Below are 19,584 nucleotides of genomic sequence, written 5' to 3'. Positions count from 1 at the left end.
TCAGCGCGCCGTAAAGATCAGCACCGCATTGACCGGCACCGAGAGGCTGATGGCCGACAACCCGGCCAGATGGCGCAGTTTTTCCAGGCCCGGCGCCAGTTCGAAATCCGCGGCGTCGAGTACCACCGGCTCCAGGGTCACCACCTGGAAGCGGCGTTCATCCAGGCGAGTGGCCAGCAGCTCGACGTTGTACTCATGCTGCTTGCCATGCAAGTCCACCGTCAGCGGCAGGCGCAGTTCCAGTTGCGCGCCGTTGGCCAGGTCCTGGATGGGTGCCAGGTCGATCTGCGCGGTGGCCGTCGCTTCGGCAAACTGCTTGACCTCGAACAGCTCGGCGCGCATGCGCTCGTCCCGCAGGGGGATGCCGCTGTTGATGGAGTCGAGTTCCACTTCCAGGCGCGCCAGCCCATTGGGCTGGACTTGACCATGAAGCACCAGGAACCGCTGGACCTCGGAGACATTGCCGTTCTTGCTGCTGATGAACGACAGCCGCGACGATTCACCGTCCAGGTACCAGTTGGCCTGGGCCGGCAGCGCGGCGCAGGCCAGTAGCAAGGTAGCGACGGCGTGGGAGAGAGACCGCTTGAACATACACACTCGGCAGACAGATAAACCTGTGGCGAACCTTAACCGGGCCAGGGCCGCTTGCAAACTGTCTGTTGCAACAGTGAACCGGCTATCCACACATTCCGTGGCGAGGGAGCTTGCTCCCGCTGGGCTGCGAGGCAGCCCCAAGATTACGACCGACTGAAGAATTTGCGAGCGCTGCACACTCGAGCGCAAGCAAGTTCCCTCGCCACAAAAGGCAATCGCCAAAGTCAGCTTTCAGGGCTCCAACCGACACCCCTGCCGCTCTCCCAGCCACCGCGCGCTGTGGCTACGACCCAAGCCGCTGACGGTGACGCGTTTGGCCTCGGGGGTTTCCAGGAATGCGCTGATGGGCACCGACTGTTTCACATAGCCACGGCAATAGTCGGCCGGTTGCAGCATCACGTAGCGGCACGAGCAGTACTCCTTGGCGGTGTAGGCGCTGATGATGTCCGGAAAGACCCGCAGCGCCGTTCGCTCGCGCCAGAGCCAACTGGCCAGCGCCACGAACAGAACCGCCAACAGCACGAGCAGCCAGCGCCGCTTCATGGCTGCACCGTTTCGGCGAACGCCGCCATCGCACGCTTGAGCAGTTCGTTGTGGCGATACAAGCCGTCGCGGTCGTCGCCGTAGCGCACGATTACCAACTTCACGCTGGGAATGACGTACAACGCCTGGCCCCAATGGCCCAGCGCGGCGAACGTATCCGGCGGCGCATCGGGCCAAGGATGGATGGCCGGGTCGGCGGCGCGATTGAGCCACCAATGGCCTCCGGGAACCGCTTCATCCTGGCCGGCCTGGAAGTGGACGAAGGGCTCGCGGTTGAACGCGACCCAGGCCTTGGGGATCAGTTGCCGCTCACCCCAGCGTCCGTCGCGCTGCATCAACAGCCCCACCCGCGCCAGGTCCCGTGCCGTGAGGTAGGCATAGGACGAACCGACGAACGTGCCACTGGTATCGCTTTCCCAAGTGGCGCGGCGAATGCCCAGCGGTTCGAACAGGGCCGTCCAGGGGTAATCGGGATAACGCTGCGGCCCGACGATGTTCCTCAGCGCCGCCGCCAGCAGGTTGCTGTCGCCGCTGGAGTAACGGAACGCCTGACCCGGTGGGCTGTAGCGCTCATGCCGTGCGGTGAACGCCGCCATGTCGTGGCGTCCGCGGGTGTACAGCATCGCCACCACCGACGAATTGAGCGGCGCGTATTCGTAGTCCTCCTGCCAGTCCAGGCCGGACGCCCAGTGGAACAGATCCGCCAGGGTCATCGTCGGCTGCTGGTCCAGGGCCGGGTAATACCGGGCGGCCGGGTCCTGCAGATCGAACAGCCGCTCCCCGTAGGCCACGCCGAACAGCGTCGCCAGCAGGCTTTTGCTGATGGACCAGGTCAGGTGCGGGGTGTCGGCGCTGTTCGGCCCGGCGTAACGTTCGTAGACCAGGCGACCGTCGCGGATCACCAGCAGCGCGTCGGTACGGATGCCTTGGCGGGTGGCGTCGTCCCGAGCCGGGAAAGCGTATTGCTCCAGGGCTTCAACCGCCGGCCCACTGGTTGCAGGGCCGGTGGGCCATTGCTCGCCAGGCCAGTCTTCGGCGTGGGCGCTCAGGGTGAGCAGCAGGAGCGGGATCAGCAACCAGCCTTTGGACATGCGTGGGGCTCGCAGGATTGAACCTGCTGATCCTAGTCGAGCTTGATGACAGTTTGAGTGCCAGGGCGGGAGGTGGGAGCGAGCTTGGTCGCGAAAGCGGCGTGTCTGTCATGAAGAGGCTGAATGTGCCGCCGTCTTCGCGGGCAAGCCCGCTCCCACAGAGTCAGGTGGTGCATGCAAAGGCAGCGTACACGCCAAATCTCGGGTGGGTGCTTGCTCGCCCTCACAGGGGTGGGTCACTTAGCCGTGCTGCCCAACGCCTTGGCCAACCGCTTGGCCCGCGCGCCCGCCGCCATGTCCATCACTGCTTTATCCCGCGTCCACATCTCGCGCCAGGGCGTCGGCCCGGCGGCCAGTGCGGCATTCAATTCCCCCTCCAGCCCCTGGAACTGAGCGAACAAGCCACCCAGCAGTACATGCCCGGCGGCGCTGGAAGGGTTGTGCCGGCTCACCTCCGCGCACCCGGCGAGCAGCGCCAGCAAGCGTAGTTGCAGCGCCTGGGGCCAGTCGCACTCTTGCCCCACGCCATACAGCCAGGCAGTCATGGCGCTGAGTACGTAAAGGTCTTCCAGGGTGCGGAACGGTTTCACATAGGCATCCCAGCCATCGCCCGCGAGCAATTCGCACAACGCGCCCTCAAGGCGTACGCGACCATGGCTGATGTCGGGCATCAGGGGCATGGCCGGGAGTGTTTCCAGGTGCACGCCAGGCTCGCCGGGGTAGACCACCGCCAGGCTCAGCCGCGGCGTTTGCCCCGGTGCTTCGCTGCGAGCGGCGATGAGCAGCCACTCGGCGGCGTCGCCGGCGGTGACGAAGTCCTTGCGCCCGCTCAGGCGCAAGTCGTCGAGGCGGGTGTGCAGGTCGGCCGGGCGCAGGCTGCGCTGCTCGGTGGCACACAGCGCGCCCAGGCCCTGGGGCGCACTGGGCCAGAGCGCGCGCAACGCCGCCTGATAGCCCACCAGGAACGCCAGCCCCGGCGTCGCCATCAACCGTGCGCCGGCCACCGCCAGTTCGAACGGCGTCACCGGTCCCAATCGCTGCTGCAAGGTCGCGTAACCCTCGGCCAGGTCCGGGTGGGCGGGCAGGCGTTCACTGCGTTCGATCAGGTTTTGCCAGGGCATGGGCGGCTCCTCGAAGGCTGTCATATAAGCATCACCAAAGCTTCATGGCGATGACACCGGGGCTACATAGCCTGACTTTGCACAACATGGCTGCATAAAGAAAGTTGATTGGCTGCAACCTTAAGACGGCCAGCACGGAGATTCGCTATGACCCAGATCGCCCGCATCAGCGACACCGGCAATGAACGCCGCCTGCAAGCCGAACGCCTGATCGGCGCCCAGGCCTTGCAAGAAGCCCAGGCCCTGCGCTTCAACGTCTTCAGTGGCGAATTCAACGCCAAGCTCAAAGGCGCGGAAATGGGTCTGGACATGGACGACTATGATGTTCACTGCGCCCACATCGGCGTACGCGACCTGAACACCGGCCGCCTCGTGGCGACCACCCGCCTGCTCGACCACCAGGCCGCCAGCAGCCTGGGCCGGTTCTACAGCGAAGAAGAATTCAGTCTCCATGGCCTGGTCCACCTCAAGGGCCCGATCCTGGAAATCGGCCGCACCTGCGTCGACCCGGCCTACCGCAACGGCGGCACCATCGCCGTGCTCTGGGGCGAGCTGGCCGAAGTTTTGAACGAAGGCGGCTACAGCTACCTGATGGGCTGCGCGAGCATTCCGATGCAAGATGGCGGCATCCAGGCCCAGGCAATCATGCAGCGCCTGCGCGAACGCTACCTGTGCACCGAACACCTGCAAGCCGTACCGAAAAAACCGCTGCCGACCCTCGACGTGCCGTCCAACGTCATCGCCGAGATGCCCCCGCTGCTGAAGGCCTACATGCGCCTGGGTGCGAAAATCTGCGGCGAGCCTTGCTGGGACGAGGATTTCCAAGTGGCCGACGTGTTCATCCTGCTCAAGCGCGACGAACTCTGCCCGCGCTACGCCCGCCACTTCAAGGCAGCCGTGTGATGAGCCGGTTGCGCGTGTACGCGCGGATCGCGCGGGTGTTGCTGGTGGTGACACTGGGCCTTTGCATGGCGAGCATTTTCGGCCTGTTCGAACGCCTGGGGATTGCCAACTCCATGGTGCGGCGCCAGCGTTGGTCGCGTTTTTTCATGGCACGGCTGAGCAATGCCCTGCCCTTTTCCGTCACCGTCCATGGGCAACTGCCGCAACGGCCGATGCTGTGGGTCAGCAACCACGTGTCCTGGACCGACATCCCGCTGCTGGGCATGCTCACGCCGCTGTCGTTCCTGTCCAAGGCCGAAGTGCGTACCTGGCCGGTCGCCGGATGGCTGGCCGCCAAGGCCGGTAGCCTGTTCATCCGTCGCGGCTCGGGCGACAGCCAGTTGATCCGCAAGCAAATGAGCCGTCATCTGGAGCAGGACCACCCGCTGCTGATGTTTCCGGAGGGCACCACCACCGATGGCCGTTCGTTGCGCACCTTCCATGGTCGCTTGCTCTCGGCGGCCATCGATGCGGACGTGGCGTTGCAGCCGGTGGCGATCCGTTACCTGCGCAATGGCGAGCCTGATTCGCTGGCGCCGTTCATTGGCGACGACGACCTGTTGTCGCACCTGATGCGGTTGTTCGCCAACGACCGGGGCGACGTGCACATCCATCTGCTGCAACCCATCGCCTGCCACGGCCAGGAGCGTGCGGCCCTGGCGTTCCAGGCGCAGCAAGCGGTGCACAAGGCGTTGTTCGGCGCCGTGCCCGAAAAGCAGCCAGTGCCAATGCGCCCCGCCATCGCGGCCTGATCCGAATCGCTGTACAGATCCCTTGTGGGAGCGGGCTTGCTCGCGAAGACGGCAGTACACTCAACACAGAGGTTGACTGATCCACCGCCTTCGCGAGCAAGCCCGCTCCCACATTTAGTTATTCGGTGTGACCTGGCTCTGGGCAAAGTCCTGAAGCTGTGGATAAAACAACCGGAAATCCTCGCTCAACGGCTCATAGAGCCTGGTCAGCTCCTCCATCGCCCCGGCCAGTTCCTCGGGGCGGGTCAGGCGTCGGGAAATACCGCGCAGTACCTGCTCGAGTACGTCGAACGCCTGATAAGAACCCAGCCAATCATTCGCCGCCATGTGTGGCGCAATCTGTGCCAGCCGCCCCGGCAACTGCGGTTCGGTAGAAAGCACCTGGTACACCCGTGACGTGAACGCCCCCAGCGGCCCCTCGCCGTACGACGCCCAGTCCCGGGCCAGGCAGTGATCGAAGAACACGTCGAGCACGATGCCGGCATAGCGTCGGCGCACGGTGGAAAAACGCGACAGGGCGCCATCCACCAGCGGATGGCGGTCGGTGTACATGTCGATGCGCCGGTGCAGGGCAATGGCCGCTTCGATCTGCGGCGTGTATTGGCCCTGCAGCGGTCCCTTGACGAAGTCGCCGTAGAGGCTGCCGAGCAGTTGTTCGCGGCCCGAGCCGCCGAGGTGCAGGTGTGCGAGATAGTTCATGGTCGGCAGCTTAGCACCGTCGCGCCCATATCGTTATAACCCGATATAGCGATTTATTCGGTCTTCAGAACAAATACATATTGGTATATCGCGAAGCAACGATTTAAGGTTCGCTTCATCGCGATATAGCGTTTTATCCACTTGAGCCCATTACGAACCGCCACCATGACCCTCGACCTCGACGAAATAATAAAAGCCCTGGCACACCCAGTACGGCGAGACATCCTCAACTGGCTAAAAGACCCCAAGGTCCAGTTCCCCGAGCAGTTGCACAACCACGAATTCGGTATCTGCGCCGGCCAGATCGACCAGCGCTGCGGCCTCTCGCAGTCCACGGTCTCGGCGCACCTGGCGGTGTTGCAACGGGCGGGGCTGATTACCAGCCAGAAGGTCGGTCAGTGGCATTTCTTCAAGCGCAACGAGGAACTGATCCAGCAGTTCCTCCAGCAAATGAGCCAAGAGCTCTGACCTGACAAGGACCCCGACATGCCCCTCTCGCTCCTCATCCTGGCCCTGAGTGCCTTCGCCATCGGCACCACCGAGTTCGTCATCATGGGCCTGCTGCCCGATGTGGCGGCCGACCTGGGTGTCTCGATACCTGGCGCCGGCTGGCTGGTGACCGGCTACGCCCTGGGCGTGGCCATTGGTGCGCCGTTCATGGCCCTCGCCACCGCACGGCTGCCACGCAAGGCCGCCCTCGTGGCGCTGATGGGCATTTTCATCATCGGCAACCTGCTCTGCGCCATCGCCAGCGACTACAACGTGCTGATGTTCGCCCGGGTCATCACTGCCCTGTGCCACGGCGCGTTCTTCGGCATCGGCTCGGTGGTGGCCGCCGGCCTGGTGGCGCCCAACAAACGCGCCTCGGCCGTCGCGTTGATGTTCACCGGCCTGACCCTGGCCAACGTACTGGGCGTGCCCCTGGGCACCGCGCTGGGCCAGGAAGCCGGCTGGCGTTCGACGTTCTGGGCGGTGACCGCCATTGGTGTGGTGGCATTGATCGGCCTGGTGCGTTTCCTGCCGGCCAAGCGCGATGAAGAAAAACTCGACATGCGCTCGGAACTGGTCGCCCTCAAGGGGGCCGGCCTGTGGTTGTCCCTGAGCATGACCGCGTTGTTTTCCGCCTCGGTGTTCACCCTGTTCACCTACGTCGCGCCGCTGCTGGGAGAGGTCACCGGCGTATCGCCCCGTGGCGTGACCTGGACCCTGGTGCTGATCGGCCTGGGCCTGACCCTGGGCAACATCATCGGCGGCAAGCTGGCGGACAAGAGCCTGGTGAACACGCTGATGGGTGTCTTTATCACCATGGCCGTGGTGTCGACGGTGCTGAGCTGGACCAGCGTCGCGCTGATCCCCACCGAGATCACGCTGTTCCTCTGGGCCACCGCCTGCTTCGCCGCCGTGCCCGCCTTGCAAGTCAATGTGGTGACCTTCGGCAAGGCCGCGCCGAACCTGGTTTCCACCCTGAACATAGGCGCCTTCAACATCGGCAACGCCCTGGGCGCCTGGGTTGGCGGCAGCGTCATCGACCACGGCCTGGGCCTGACCACCGTTCCACTGGCCGCCGGCGCGCTCGCCGTGCTGGCGCTGCTGGTCACCCTGATCACTTTCCGCCAGGGCGCTAACCCCGACCTGGCTCCGGCAACGCGTTGACTTTTACCCCTTCCATTTCGAGGTTGTAATCCATGGCAACTATTTTCGACCCCATCAAACTCGGCGACATCGAGCTGAAAAACCGCATCATCATGGCCCCGCTCACCCGCTGCCGCGCCGACGCAGGCCGCGTCCCCAATGCACTGATGGCCGAGTACTACGTACAACGGGCCTCCGCCGGCCTGATCCTCAGCGAAGCGACCTCCGTCACGCCGATGGGCGTGGGTTACCCGGACACCCCCGGCATCTGGTCCAACGACCAGGTGCGTGGCTGGGCCAACGTGACCAAGGCCATCCACGGCGCCGGCGGCAAGATCTTCCTGCAACTGTGGCACGTCGGCCGGATCTCCCACCCGTCGTACCTGAACGGCGAAACCCCGGTAGCCCCCAGCGCCATCCAGCCCAAGGGCCATGTGAGCCTGGTGCGCCCACTGGCGGACTACCCGACGCCACGCGCCCTGGAAACCGCTGAGATCGCCGACATCGTCGACGCCTACCGCGTCGGTGCCGAGAACGCCAAGGCTGCCGGTTTCGACGGTGTGGAAATCCACGGCGCCAACGGCTACCTGCTCGACCAGTTCCTGCAAAGCAGCACCAACCAGCGCACCGACCAATACGGCGGCTCCCTGGAAAACCGTGCCCGCCTGCTGCTGGAAGTGACCGATGCCGCCATCGAAGTCTGGGGCGCCGGCCGGGTTGGCGTGCACCTGGCACCTCGGGCCGACTCCCATGACATGGGCGACGAAAATCGCCTGGAAACCTTCAGCTACGTCGCTCGCGAGTTGGGCAAGCGCGGCATCGCCTTCATCTGCTCCCGCGAGAAGGAAGGCGACGACAGCATCGGCCCGCAACTCAAGCAAGCCTTCGGCGGCCCCTACATTGCCAACGAACGCTTCACCAAGGACAGCGCCAATGCCTGGCTGGCCGAAGGCAAGGCCGATGCGGTCGCGTTCGGGGTCCCGTTCATTGCCAACCCGGACCTGCCGGCACGCTTGAAAGCCGACGCCCCGCTGAACGAGCCGCACCCTGAAACCTTCTACGGAAAAGGCCCGGTGGGCTACATTGATTACCCTGTGATGTAAGTTCAAAAACACTTGATTGAAAAAAAGCCCCGACTCGAAAGAGCCGGGGCTTTTTCATGCCCGCAAAACGCCAAGTGTGACTCAAGCAACTTGAGCCGCAACATCAAATAACAAGACGACACTTATCGAGCATGGCTTCACTCGCCGGACAGCGCTAATAATCCCTCCCGCCTACATCACTCATTTAACCAACGGACGGGTTACTTGCACATGACGACAATTCTTTATTAACAACTTTATCACTACCAACCCAACACACTCCGCTTGCAGGCCATCCCGGCAAGCCTTACACCTATGCGAGATGAAGGACCATGAATACGCTGAAAAGCTTCACACTTGCCTTACTGCTGGGCCCCGCGCTGGTTACCCACAGCCTGGCGAACACCGAAGTGACCGTGGAGATTGCCAACCACACCCGCGGCACCTTGAAAATGAACAGCCTGCTAACCGACCCACCCCAGGCCGAGGAATTTTCCCCGGGCGCCCATGAGATCGCCCCCCAATCAACTTACCAACTTCGTATCGGCCACATCAGAAACTACACTTACCCCGGTGCAGGCTGGCAACCGACATTAAAGAAAATCAAGCCGATTGAAATAGTCCTCAACTATGAAATGAGCAACTTCAACTTCGAATGCCAAATGCAGACACGATTCAAGGCCTCGATCGTTCCGGGCGCCTTGGAACCCAGTTATAAGCCGGACTGGAAGAGCAGGACCACTTACACCGGCAATGGCGAATACACGTGCCGGTCCGATGTTTCCCGGAAGATGCTCGAGCCGCCCTTCCACTACACCGTGCGCCTCATCGTCGAACCTGGCCGGTAAGAGGCCGGCGGGAGCAGGCGTTGTACATGGACACGTCATCATTGCCCGGCATGATGACGTTCACTGGCCTGGGGGCCGATGCAGCATCAGTGATCCTGAAACAAATCCCCTACAAATTTTGTTCACGATCGCCTATCAACCACGACGGCATTCAGTTTATAAAAGCGGCTTCGACCACTTGGAATGAAACAAACCGAAGCAATTCCGCATTTTGTTTCATTTGCGCAGGCTAGGGCTCAGGCGCAGCATGTCCAGCCCAATCTCGACCCAACGCTCGGCATCACCTGCCAGAGCGAAGCTGTCGGGCGCCAACAACCATTGGTACAGAATGCCGTCGATGTAAGCGTGGATTGCGACCGCCGCTCTCTCCGGATCCAGGTCATCCGGCAACTGGCCGCGATTCACCGCGTTGCGCAGCGACAACGCGATACGCACGTTGCAGTCCAGGCTGACCTGGCGCCGCTGCTGGCGCAGGTCGCACATCTCATCGGTGAATTCACACTTATGGAACAGGATTTCATTAATGCGTCGGGTCTTCGGATCCAGGGCCACCTGCTGGAACAGGCGCACCAACAGCTTGCGTACGCAACCTAGGGGATCAAGCTCTTGCTCACTCTCACTGGCCCGGGCCAAGTCATCGAGAGGCTCATGCAACGTATCGAGCATCGCCTGGAGCAAGTCCGCCTTGTTGCTGAAATGCCAATAGATGGCGCCGCGTGTCACACCGGCCAGGGTGGCGATATCGGCCAGCGTCGTGCGGGCGACGCCGCGTTCGAAAAAGGCTTTCTCGGCCGCTTCGAGTATCTGGCTGCGAGTCTCCAGGGCTTCCTCTTTGGTACGACGAACCATGGCAGTAAACACCTCAATCAGGACGCATCAGCAGTGCTAAAGGATCGACTATAAAAAAGGGGGCCACGTTTCCTTGGAACGCGTCCCCGACCTACACGGCCTTTGTCAGGCTTTTGTAAAGTCGGATGGTACGCAATTTGGCTGTTTACAAACAACCATGTACGTAAGTATATTTCTTAGCATCCTACTAATTGAATAACGCTGCCTTTTTAACCTTCCACTTTCGAGTGCGCCTGTTGCGCGCCTGGACCCGAGGATTTCCATGCAATTCAAGCCAGCTGTTACCGCTCTGGTTACCGCCATCGCCCTGGCATCGCTGCTCAGCGGATGCAAGAAGGAAGAAGCGGCACCTCCTGCCCCTATCCCTCAGGTCGGCGTCGTAACCCTCAAGACCCAACCCTTCACCCTGACATCGGAGCTGCCAGGCCGCACCAGCGCCTTCCGTGTCGCGGAAGTTCGCCCGCAGGTCAACGGCATCATTCTCAAGCGCCTGTTCAAGGAAGGCGCCGACGTCAAGGCCGGCCAGCAGCTCTACCAGATCGATCCGGCCGTGTATGAGGCAACCCTCAAGAGCGCCGAAGCCAACCTGCGCTCCACCAAGTCGATTGCCGACCGCTACAAGCAATTGGTGGACGAACAGGCCGTCAGCCGTCAGGAATACGACACCGCCGTGGCCAATCGCCTGGAGTCGGAAGCCAACCTGCAGACCGCCCAGATCAACGTGCGCTACACCAAGGTCTACGCGCCGATCTCCGGGCGCATCGGCCGTTCCTCGGTCACCGAGGGGGCGCTGGTGAGCAACGGCCAGGCCGACGCGCTGGCGACCATCCAGCAACTGGACCCGATCTACGTCGACGTCACCCAGAGCTCGGTGGAACTGCTGCAACTGCGCCGCGAGCTGGAAAGCGGCCGCTTGCAGAAGGCCGGCGACAACGCCGCCGCGGTCAAGCTGACCCTGGAAGACGGCAGCCAGTATCCACACGAGGGTAAGCTGGAGTTCTCCGAAGTGTCGGTCGACCAGACCACCGGCTCGGTGACCTTGCGCGCCGTGTTCCCCAACCCTGACCACACCCTGCTGCCGGGCATGTTCGTCCACGCGCAGTTGCAGGCTGGTGTGAACAGCGCCGCGATCCTCGCCCCGCAACAAGGCGTGACCCGCGACCTAAAGGGCACGCCAACCGCATTGGTGGTGGGCCCGGACAACAAGGTCGAGCTGCGCCAGCTCAAGGCCACCCGCACCGTCGGCAGCCAGTGGCTGGTCGAAGACGGCCTCAAGGCCGGCGATCGCCTGATCACCGAAGGCCTGCAATTCATACGGCCAGGGGTGGAAGTCAAGGTCGCCGAAGCCACCAACGTCGCCAACAAGAACCCGGCCCCCGCTCAGGCAGCTGATAAAGCAGCCGGCGGCAAAGGGGAGTAAACCATGTCGAAATTCTTTATCGACCGTCCGATTTTCGCCTGGGTAATCGCCCTGGTGATCATGCTGGTCGGGGCCTTGTCGATCCTCAAGTTGCCGATCAACCAATACCCGAGCATCGCCCCGCCGGCCATTGCGATCCAGGTGACCTACCCGGGTGCGTCCGCGCAGACCGTGCAGGACACCGTGGTGCAGGTCATCGAGCAGCAGCTCAACGGTATCGACAACCTGCGTTATGTGTCCTCGGAAAGTAACTCCGACGGCAGCATGACCATCACGGCGACCTTCGAGCAAGGCACCAACTCCGACACCGCGCAGGTCCAGGTCCAGAACAAGCTGAACCTGGCCACCCCGCTGCTGCCCCAAGAAGTGCAGCAACAGGGCATCCGCGTGACCAAGTCGGTGCGCAACTTCCTGATGGTGATCGGCGTGGTGTCGCGCGACGGCGGCATGACCCGTGAGGACTTGTCCAACTACATCGTGTCGAACATGCAGGACCCGATCTCGCGGACCGCCGGTGTTGGTGACTTCCAGGTCTTCGGTGCCCAGTACGCGATGCGGATCTGGCTCGACCCGGCCAAGCTGAACAACTTCAACCTGACCCCGGTGGACGTGCGCACGGCGATTGCCGCGCAGAACGTCCAAGTCTCGTCCGGCCAGCTCGGCGGCCTACCCGCCCTGCCCGGCCAGCAGTTGAACGCCACGATCATCGGCAAGACCCGCCTGCAGACCGCCGAGCAGTTCAAGAACATCCTGCTCAAGGTCAACCCGGACGGCTCGCAGGTGCGCGTCGGCGACGTCGCCGACGTCGGCCTGGGCGGAGAGAACTACAGCATCAACGCCCAGTTCAACGGTGCCCCGGCTTCCGGTCTGGCCGTGCGGCTGGCCACCGGTGCCAACGCCCTCGACACGGCCAAGGCCCTGCGCAAGACCGTGGATGACCTCAAGCCGTTCTTCCCGCCAGGCATGGAAGTGGTGTTCCCCTACGACACCACGCCGGTGGTGAGCGAGTCGATCAAGGGCGTGGTTGAAACCCTGGTCGAAGCGATCGTGCTGGTGTTCCTGGTGATGTTCCTGTTCCTGCAGAACTTCCGCGCCACCATCATCACCACGATGACGGTGCCGGTGGTGTTGCTCGGTACGTTCGGCATCCTCGCGGCGTTCGGTTTCAGCATCAACACCCTGACCATGTTCGGCATGGTGCTGGCCATCGGCTTGCTGGTGGACGACGCCATCGTCGTGGTGGAGAACGTCGAGCGGGTGATGAGCGAGGAAGGCCTGTCGCCCAAGGAGGCCACCAAGAAGTCCATGGGCCAGATCCAAGGTGCCCTGGTGGGTATCGCCCTGGTGCTGTCGGCGGTATTGCTGCCCATGGCGTTCTTCGGTGGTTCCACCGGTGTGATCTACAAGCAGTTCTCCATCACCATCGTCTCGGCCATGGCCTTGTCGGTGCTGGTCGCACTGATCTTCACCCCGGCCCTGTGCGCCACCATGCTCAAGGCGATTCCCAAAGGTGAGCACGGTACGCCCAAGCGCGGTTTCTTCGGCTGGTTCAACCGCACGTTCGACCGTGGCGTCAGGAGCTACGAGCGCGGCGTGGGCAACATGCTCAGGCACAAGGCCCCGTTCCTGCTGGCCTACCTGATCATCGTGGTCGGCATGGTCTGGCTGTTCACCCGCATCCCGACCGCCTTCCTGCCGGAAGAAGACCAGGGCGTGCTGTTTGCCCAGGTGCAGACCCCGGCCGGTTCCAGCGCCGAGCGTACCCAGGTGGTGGTGGACAACATGCGTGAATTCCTGCTGCGTCCGGGCAAGGACGGCGGCGAAGGCGATGGCGTGGCCTCGGTGTTTACCGTGACCGGCTTCAACTTCGCCGGTCGTGGCCAGAGCTCCGGCCTGGCGTTCATCATGCTCAAGCCGTGGGAAGAACGTAACGCCGACAACACCGTGTTCAAGATCTCGGCCCGTGCCCAGCAACACTTCTTCACCTTCCGCGACGCGATGGTGTTCGCCTTCGCCCCGCCGGCGGTGATGGAGTTGGGTAACGCCACCGGTTTCGACGTGTTCCTGCAGGACCGCGCCGGTATTGGTCACGAGAAACTGATGGAAGCCCGCAACCAGTTCCTGGGCATGGCGTCCCAGAGCAAGGTCCTGGCCCAGGTACGTCCCAACGGCCTGAACGACGAACCGCAGTACCAACTGGAAATCGATGACGAAAAAGCCAGCGCGCTGGGCATCACCCTGTCGGACATCAACAACACCCTGTCGATTGCCCTGGGCAGTAGCTACGTCAACGACTTCATCGACCGTGGTCGGGTGAAGAAGGTGTACGTGCAAGGCCAGCCAGGCGCGCGCATGAACCCCGAGGACCTGAAAAAGTGGTATGTGCGCAACAGCGCCGGGACCATGGTGCCGTTCAGCGCCTTCGCCAAGGGTGAGTGGGTCTTCGGTTCGCCGAAACTGGCCCGCTACAACGGCGTGGAAGCGATGGAGATCCTCGGCTCGCCAGCGCCCGGTTATTCCACCGGTGAAGCCATGGCCGAAGTCGAGGCCATCGCCAAGAAGCTGCCATCCGGCGTGGGGATTTCCTGGACAGGCCTGTCCTACGAGGAACGCTTGTCCGGTTCCCAGGCTCCGGCCTTGTACGCCCTGTCGCTGCTGATGGTGTTCCTGTGCCTGGCGGCCCTGTATGAAAGCTGGTCGATTCCGATCGCGGTCATGCTCGTGGTGCCGTTGGGGATCATCGGTGCTCTGCTGGCGACCAGCCTGCGCGGCCTGTCCAACGACGTGTACTTCCAGGTGGGGCTGCTGACCACCATCGGCCTGGCGGCGAAAAACGCCATTCTGATCGTCGAGTTCGCCAAGGAACTCCACGAACAGGGTCGCAGCTTGATGGATGCCGCCATTGAAGCTTGTCGGATGCGTCTGCGACCGATCATCATGACGTCCCTGGCGTTCGTCCTCGGTGTGGTCCCGCTGGCGATTTCCACGGGCGCTGGCTCGGGCAGCCAGCACGCCATCGGTACCGGTGTGATCGGCGGCATGTTGACCGCCACCGTCCTGGCGATTTTCTGGGTGCCGTTGTTCTTTGTGACCGTGTCGTCGATAGGCCGCCGCAAACAGGCCGACCAGGACGATACTCCTGAAACTTCTAAAGAGGCTGGCCAATGAGCAAGTCGCTACTCTCCCTGACCATCGCTGCCGTCGTGCTCAGCGGTTGCTCGCTGATCCCCGACTATCAGCGACCCGAAGCACCGGTCGCGTCGCAATACCCGCAGGGGCCGGCCTACGAGGCGGCCAATGCCCCCGGCCAGGCCGCCGCCGAGCAAGGCTGGAAGCAGTTCTTCCATGACCCGGCGTTGCAGCAACTGATCCAGGTGGCCCTGGAAAACAACCGCGACCTGCGGGTCGCGGCGCTGAACATCGATGCCTACGCCGCGCAGTACCGCATCCAGCGGGCGGACCTGTTCCCGGCGGTCTCGGCCACCGGCTCGGGCAGCCGCCAGCGGGTGCCGGCACGGGCGTCGCAGACCGGTGAAGCGTCCATCAGCAGTTCGTATTCGGCCACCCTGGGCGTCAGCGCCTATGAACTGGACCTGTTCGGTCGGGTTCGCAGCCTGAGCGAACAAGCATTGCAGAGCTACTTCGCCACCGAAGAAGCCCGCCGCAGTACCCAGATCAGCCTGGTGGCCAACGTGGCCAACGCCTACCTGACCTGGCAGGCCGACAAGGAACTGCTCAAGCTGACCCAGGAAACCCTGGGCGCCTACGAGCAGAGCTTCAAGCTGACCTCGCGCAGCGCCGAAGTCGGCGTGGCCTCGGCCCTGGACCTGAGCCAGGCGCGCACCGCCGTGGAAAACGCCCGCGTGCAACTGGCGCGCTACACCCGCCAGGTCGCCCAGGACGAAAACAGCCTGACCCTGCTGCTGGGCACCGGCCTGCCGGCCAACCTGGCCTCGCGACCGCTGAGCGATGACCTGCTGAGCGAAGTGCCGGCCGGTTTGCCGTCGGACCTCTTGCAACGTCGTCCGGACATCCTCCAGGCCGAACGCAACCTGCTCGCCGCTAACGCCAACATCGGCGCCGCACGGGCCGCGTTCTTCCCGAGCATCAGCCTGACGGCGAACGCCGGCACCCTGAGCCCGGACCTGTCCGGCCTGTTCAAGGGCGGCTCGGGCACCTGGACCTTCGCCCCGCAGATCAACCTGCCAATCTTCAATGCCGGTAGCCTGCGGGCGAGCCTGGACTACGCGAAGATCCAGAAAGACATCAACGTCGCGCAGTACGAGAAGTCGATTCAGACCGCGTTCCAGGAAGTCTCCGACGGCCTGGCGGCGCGCCAGACCTACAACGAACAGTTGCAGGCCCAGACCGACTTCGTCGCCGCCAACCAGGATTACTACCGCCTGGCCGAGCGTCGCTACCGCATTGGTGTCGACAGCAACCTGACCTTCCTCGACGCCCAGCGCCAGCTGTTCAGCGCGCAACAATCGCTGATCACTGACCGCCTTGCGCAGTTGACCAGTGAGGTCAATCTGTACAAGGCGTTGGGTGGTGGCTGGAATGCCGAGACGGGCAAGAACGAGCCGGTGAAGGAAGAAGCGCCGAAGATGAAGTTGTTCTGACTTGATGTTTGAACGCTGAAACACGAAGCCCACCGAAAGGTGGGCTTTTTGTTTGGGTTTCTACAGGGTTGTGTGGGAGCGGGCTTGCTCGCGAAGGCGGTTTAGGGTTTGGATAGAGTACATATCCATTGCTGCGGTAACGGCTGCTGGCGGTTCCGCCCTTACGGCGGGTTACTTTTGGCAAACGCCCCAAAAGTAACCAAAAGGTCTCAGCCCCACCACTCGGCACCTCGCCTAAGGCGAGGTGTTCCCTCACTCCGGCATTGCTCCGTGGGCCCGCCGCGAAGGGCCATCCATGGCCCAGCGCGGCTACCTCGGCATCCATGCCGAGGTGCCCACTGCGCAATGCCTGCGTTCGGCCAGCGTGGTTAATGGGGCATTGAAGATCAAAAGCCAAAGCCGCCAAAGCCGCCAAAGCCAAAGCACGGTGATCAACTGACGTACTGCCATCGCGAGCGAGCTTTGCTCCCACAGCCCAGCTTGGGGATAAACCCCACCTGGCTAACGCGGGTCGACGATATCCAAGGCACGATTAGCCAACAGCTCACTCAATTCAATCATCTGCGCCACGCCCAATGCGACATGCCGCCGCGAGCCTTCCAGATCGAACGCCAGGTCATTGACCATGGCATTGGCCGAGGCCAGGGTTTCGCTGAGATTCGCCAGTAGGCACTCGGTGTCGAGGGTATCGACGACGGTGAAAACTTGAGTTGAGGTTTTGGGCTTGGGATCAGCGTGGGTGCCCAGATGGAAATCGAGTGCTCGATCTGCCGCCTCTTGGAGCTTGTTCGGATCGGGGTCGTTGTAGGGGAAGGTGGAACCAGGCACAGGGGGATTGGGTGTTTCTTTGATCATGATGGTGCTCCTAACGAAAATGAGAGCTGCCAGCATCACTTGCAGATGATAGGAGGCAGCTGTATGCGGGTCTGCAAGACCGAGTCGTTAGGCAACCTCGGCAGACCCGAAGGTCTCCCGCACACAGCCACCATAAAACGATGGCACCAAAAAGCGCCATGGATTATAGGGGCGCGGCTAGGCGCCTAACAAATTCGGCGGGCTTGCAGTCCCGATCGCTGAATGTGCAGCGACACGAACAAGCTAGAGATACAGCTTCCGAAGGGCAACCTTAAAACCTCGTCGGAAAAATCCCCGCGTCTGTCAGACCGCCCCCGAATTCTGTGGGAGGGAACCTGCTGGCGATGGCTTTGGCTTTGGCTTTGGCTTTGGCTTTTGATCTTGAGCGCCCCATTAACCACAAGGGCCGAACGCAGGCATTGCGTAGTGGGCAACCCGGCATGGATGCCGGGTTAGCCGCGCTGGGCCATGGATGGCCCTTCGCGGCGGGCCCCACGGAGCAATGCCGGAGTGAGGGAACACCTCGCCTCGGCGAGGTGCCCAGTGGTGGGGCACAGACCTTTTTGGTTACTTTTGGCTGGGCCGGCATTCCGGGCGTTTGCCAAAAGTGACCCGCCGTAAGGGCGGAACCCTAAGCAGCCGTTACCGCAAAAATGGATATGTACCCGAAATCCAGGTCGACTATGACACAGCCATCGCGAGCAAGCTCGCTCCCACAGGAATGGCGTCTATCGATTGGTTTTGCCGTTCGATAATCGCCCAAAACCCGCCAACGCCAATTGAACCGATCATGTCCGGGCCTTCACCATCGCTCGCACAAAACCAATAACAACAGGTTCGACGCCATGCCCCTGCGCCCCGCCTCGCCCGGCTGATCCCCAATCGCCCTAACAACCCTGGCTACCCCCTTACCGCTTGCACCTAAAAAAAGTGCGGCAACGATCCGCTTCGTCCAGAAAAAATAAGAGACAACGCCCATGAAGCCCACACAGCATTTGTTCCCCAGCCTCATTGCCATTGCCCTGACCAGCGTCGCCCTGCCCGTCCTGGCGGCAGAACCAGGGTTTATCGACGATGCCAAGGCCACGCTGACTCTGCGCAACGCCTATTTCAACCGCAACTTCACCAACCCGAACAACGCCCAGGGCAAAGCCGAGGAATGGACCCAGAACTTCATCCTCGACGCCAAGTCCGGTTTCACCCAGGGCGTGGTCGGTTTCGGCGTGGACGTGCTGGGCCTGTACTCGGTCAAGCTCGACGGCGGTCGCGGCACGGCGGGTACGCAGTTGCTACCGGTGCATGACGACGGTCGTCCGGCCGATGATTTCGGTCGTCTGGGCGTGGCCCTGAAGGCCAAGGTGTCGAAGACCGAACTGAAGGTCGGTGAATGGATGCCGGTGCTGCCGATCCTGCGCTCCGACGATGGCCGATCCCTGCCGCAGACCTTCCGTGGCGGCCAGGTGACCTCCACCGAGATCAACGGCCTGAGCCTCTACGGCGGTCAGTTCCGCGGCAACAGCCCGCGCAACGACGCGAGCATGGAAGACATGTCGATGAACGGCCGGGGCGCCTTCACCTCCGACCGTTTCAACTTCGGCGGCGGCGAGTATGCCTTCAACGAAAAACGCACCCAGGTCGGCGTCTGGTACGCCGAGCTGTCCGACATCTACCAGCAGCAGTATTTCAACCTGACCCACAGCCAGCCCATCGGCGATTGGACCCTGGGCGCCAACCTCGGCTACTTCATCGGCAAGGAAGACGGCAGCGCGCTGGCCGGTGACCTGGACAACAAAACCGCGTTCGCCATGCTCTCGGCCAAGTACGGCGGCAACACCTTTTACGTCGGCCTGCAGAAAGTCGGCGGCGATGACGCGTGGATGCGCGTCAACGGCACCAGCGGCGGCACCCTGGCCAACGACAGCTACAACTCCAGTTATGACAATGCCAAGGAAAAATCCTGGCAACTGCGCCACGACTTCAACTTCGCCGCCGTCGGCGTGCCGGGCCTGACCCTGATGAACCGCTACATCAGCGGCGACAATGTGCACACCGCCACCGTCGACGATGGCAAGGAATGGGGCCGCGAAACCGAACTGGCCTACACCGTGCAGAGCGGCGCGCTGAAAAGCCTCAACGTGAAATGGCGCAACTCGACGATGCGGAGGGATTTCAGCACCAATGAGTTCGATGAGAACCGCATTTTCATCAGCTACCCGATCAGCCTGCTGTAAAAGCCAAACATGGATGGAGGCTGTACCACCGCTTTCGCGGGCAAGCCCGCTCCCACAGGGATTTGTGCTGCACGCAAATCCCTGTGACCGCTGAAGATCAGTGTGGGAGCGGGCTTGCTCGCGAAGGCGTTATCACATTCAACATCGATGCAAGCTGCCCCACCGCTTTCGCGAGCAAGCCCGCTCCCACAGGGGGTTTGTGCTGTACGCAAATCCCTGTGGCCGCTGAAGATCAGTGTGGGAGCGAGCTTGCTCGCGAAGGCATCGTCACATTCAACATCGATGCAAGCTGACCCAACGCTT

The 19,584-nt window shown here is 62.5% G+C and carries 17 protein-coding genes; 10 read left to right on the top strand and 7 right to left on the bottom strand.

The window, feature by feature from the left end; genetic code table 11:
* From VM99_21180 to VM99_21165, 4 genes are all read right to left on the bottom strand, one after another.
* Positions 1-591, bottom strand: a complete 591-nt coding sequence (locus tag VM99_21180) for a hypothetical protein (protein AKK00463.1) — start codon at positions 589-591, stop codon at positions 1-3.
* A gap of 234 nt (positions 592-825) precedes the next feature.
* Positions 826-1,137: an amidase gene (locus tag VM99_21175; protein ID AKK00462.1), complete on the bottom strand. Its 312-nt coding sequence runs from the start codon at positions 1,135-1,137 to the stop codon at positions 826-828.
* A complete protein-coding gene (locus VM99_21170) occupies positions 1,134-2,228 on the bottom strand; it encodes a beta-lactamase (GenBank protein AKK00461.1) in 1,095 nt (364 codons plus the stop codon). Before VM99_21170 ends, VM99_21175 begins: the two co-directional genes overlap by 4 nt.
* Positions 2,229-2,464: 236 nt before the next feature.
* On the bottom strand, positions 2,465-3,349 hold the full coding sequence (locus VM99_21165) for an acyl-CoA dehydrogenase (GenBank protein ID AKK00460.1): 885 nt from the start codon (positions 3,347-3,349) through the stop codon (positions 2,465-2,467).
* A 147-nt stretch (positions 3,350-3,496) separates the two neighbouring features.
* On the opposite strand from VM99_21165, the gene VM99_21160 reads away from it, so the two are divergent.
* On the top strand, positions 3,497-4,252 hold the full coding sequence (locus VM99_21160) for a hemolysin (GenBank protein ID AKK00459.1): 756 nt from the start codon (positions 3,497-3,499) through the stop codon (positions 4,250-4,252).
* On the top strand, positions 4,252-5,043 hold the full coding sequence (locus VM99_21155) for a glycerol acyltransferase (protein AKK00458.1): 792 nt from the start codon (positions 4,252-4,254) through the stop codon (positions 5,041-5,043). The genes VM99_21160 and VM99_21155 overlap by 1 nt, the downstream gene beginning before the upstream one ends.
* A gap of 114 nt (positions 5,044-5,157) precedes the next feature.
* Here VM99_21155 and VM99_21150 read toward each other — a convergent pair whose 3' ends face one another.
* Positions 5,158-5,742 (bottom strand): ACP phosphodiesterase, encoded by a 585-nt coding sequence (locus VM99_21150; GenBank protein ID AKK00457.1) that lies wholly within the window; start codon positions 5,740-5,742, stop codon positions 5,158-5,160.
* Positions 5,743-5,907: 165 nt separating this feature from the next.
* Between VM99_21150 and VM99_21145 the strand changes: the two genes are divergently transcribed.
* The 4 genes from VM99_21145 to VM99_21130 all read left to right on the top strand — a co-directional run bounded on the left by VM99_21145 (position 5,908) and on the right by VM99_21130 (position 9,304).
* Complete coding sequence (locus VM99_21145; protein AKK00456.1) at positions 5,908-6,210, top strand: ArsR family transcriptional regulator; 303 nt, start codon at positions 5,908-5,910, stop codon at positions 6,208-6,210.
* Positions 6,211-6,228: 18 nt separating this feature from the next.
* Complete coding sequence (locus tag VM99_21140; GenBank protein AKK00455.1) at positions 6,229-7,395, top strand: arabinose transporter permease; 1,167 nt, start codon at positions 6,229-6,231, stop codon at positions 7,393-7,395.
* A 32-nt stretch (positions 7,396-7,427) separates the two neighbouring features.
* The gene (locus VM99_21135; GenBank protein ID AKK00454.1) at positions 7,428-8,477 is read left to right on the top strand and encodes an NADH:flavin oxidoreductase; all 1,050 of its coding nucleotides are present in this window, start codon (positions 7,428-7,430) and stop codon (positions 8,475-8,477) included.
* 311 nt (positions 8,478-8,788) lie between these two features.
* Positions 8,789-9,304 carry a hypothetical protein gene (locus tag VM99_21130; GenBank protein ID AKK00453.1) on the top strand — a complete coding sequence of 172 codons (516 nt, stop codon included), beginning with the start codon at positions 8,789-8,791 and terminating at the stop codon, positions 9,302-9,304.
* Between the two features lie 216 nt (positions 9,305-9,520).
* Here VM99_21130 and VM99_21125 read toward each other — a convergent pair whose 3' ends face one another.
* Positions 9,521-10,153: a TetR family transcriptional regulator gene (locus VM99_21125; GenBank protein ID AKK00452.1), complete on the bottom strand. Its 633-nt coding sequence runs from the start codon at positions 10,151-10,153 to the stop codon at positions 9,521-9,523.
* 262 nt (positions 10,154-10,415) lie between these two features.
* On the opposite strand from VM99_21125, the gene VM99_21120 reads away from it, so the two are divergent.
* From VM99_21120 to VM99_21110, 3 genes are read left to right on the top strand one after another with little or no spacing between them, the layout of a single operon-like run.
* Positions 10,416-11,573: an antibiotic transporter gene (locus VM99_21120; GenBank protein AKK00451.1), complete on the top strand. Its 1,158-nt coding sequence runs from the start codon at positions 10,416-10,418 to the stop codon at positions 11,571-11,573.
* 3 nt (positions 11,574-11,576) lie between these two features.
* The gene (locus VM99_21115) at positions 11,577-14,741 is read left to right on the top strand and encodes a multidrug transporter (GenBank protein ID AKK00450.1); all 3,165 of its coding nucleotides are present in this window, start codon (positions 11,577-11,579) and stop codon (positions 14,739-14,741) included.
* A complete protein-coding gene (locus VM99_21110) occupies positions 14,738-16,195 on the top strand; it encodes a multidrug transporter (GenBank protein AKK00449.1) in 1,458 nt (485 codons plus the stop codon). Before VM99_21115 ends, VM99_21110 begins: the two co-directional genes overlap by 4 nt.
* A gap of 501 nt (positions 16,196-16,696) precedes the next feature.
* On the opposite strand, the gene VM99_21105 is transcribed toward VM99_21110, so the two are convergent.
* The gene (locus VM99_21105; GenBank protein AKK00448.1) at positions 16,697-17,050 is read right to left on the bottom strand and encodes a hypothetical protein; all 354 of its coding nucleotides are present in this window, start codon (positions 17,048-17,050) and stop codon (positions 16,697-16,699) included.
* A 977-nt stretch (positions 17,051-18,027) separates the two neighbouring features.
* Here VM99_21105 and VM99_21100 point away from each other — a divergent pair.
* The gene (locus VM99_21100; GenBank protein ID AKK00447.1) at positions 18,028-19,281 is read left to right on the top strand and encodes a porin; all 1,254 of its coding nucleotides are present in this window, start codon (positions 18,028-18,030) and stop codon (positions 19,279-19,281) included.
* Positions 19,282-19,584: the final 303 nt, after the last annotated feature.

It is taken from the genome of Pseudomonas chlororaphis (assembly GCA_001023535.1).
GTDB classification, from domain to species: Bacteria; Pseudomonadota; Gammaproteobacteria; order Pseudomonadales; family Pseudomonadaceae; genus Aquipseudomonas; species Aquipseudomonas chlororaphis_E.
The sequence above is the reverse complement of the archived record's forward strand: the minus strand, read 5'-3'. Positions and strand labels throughout refer to the sequence as shown.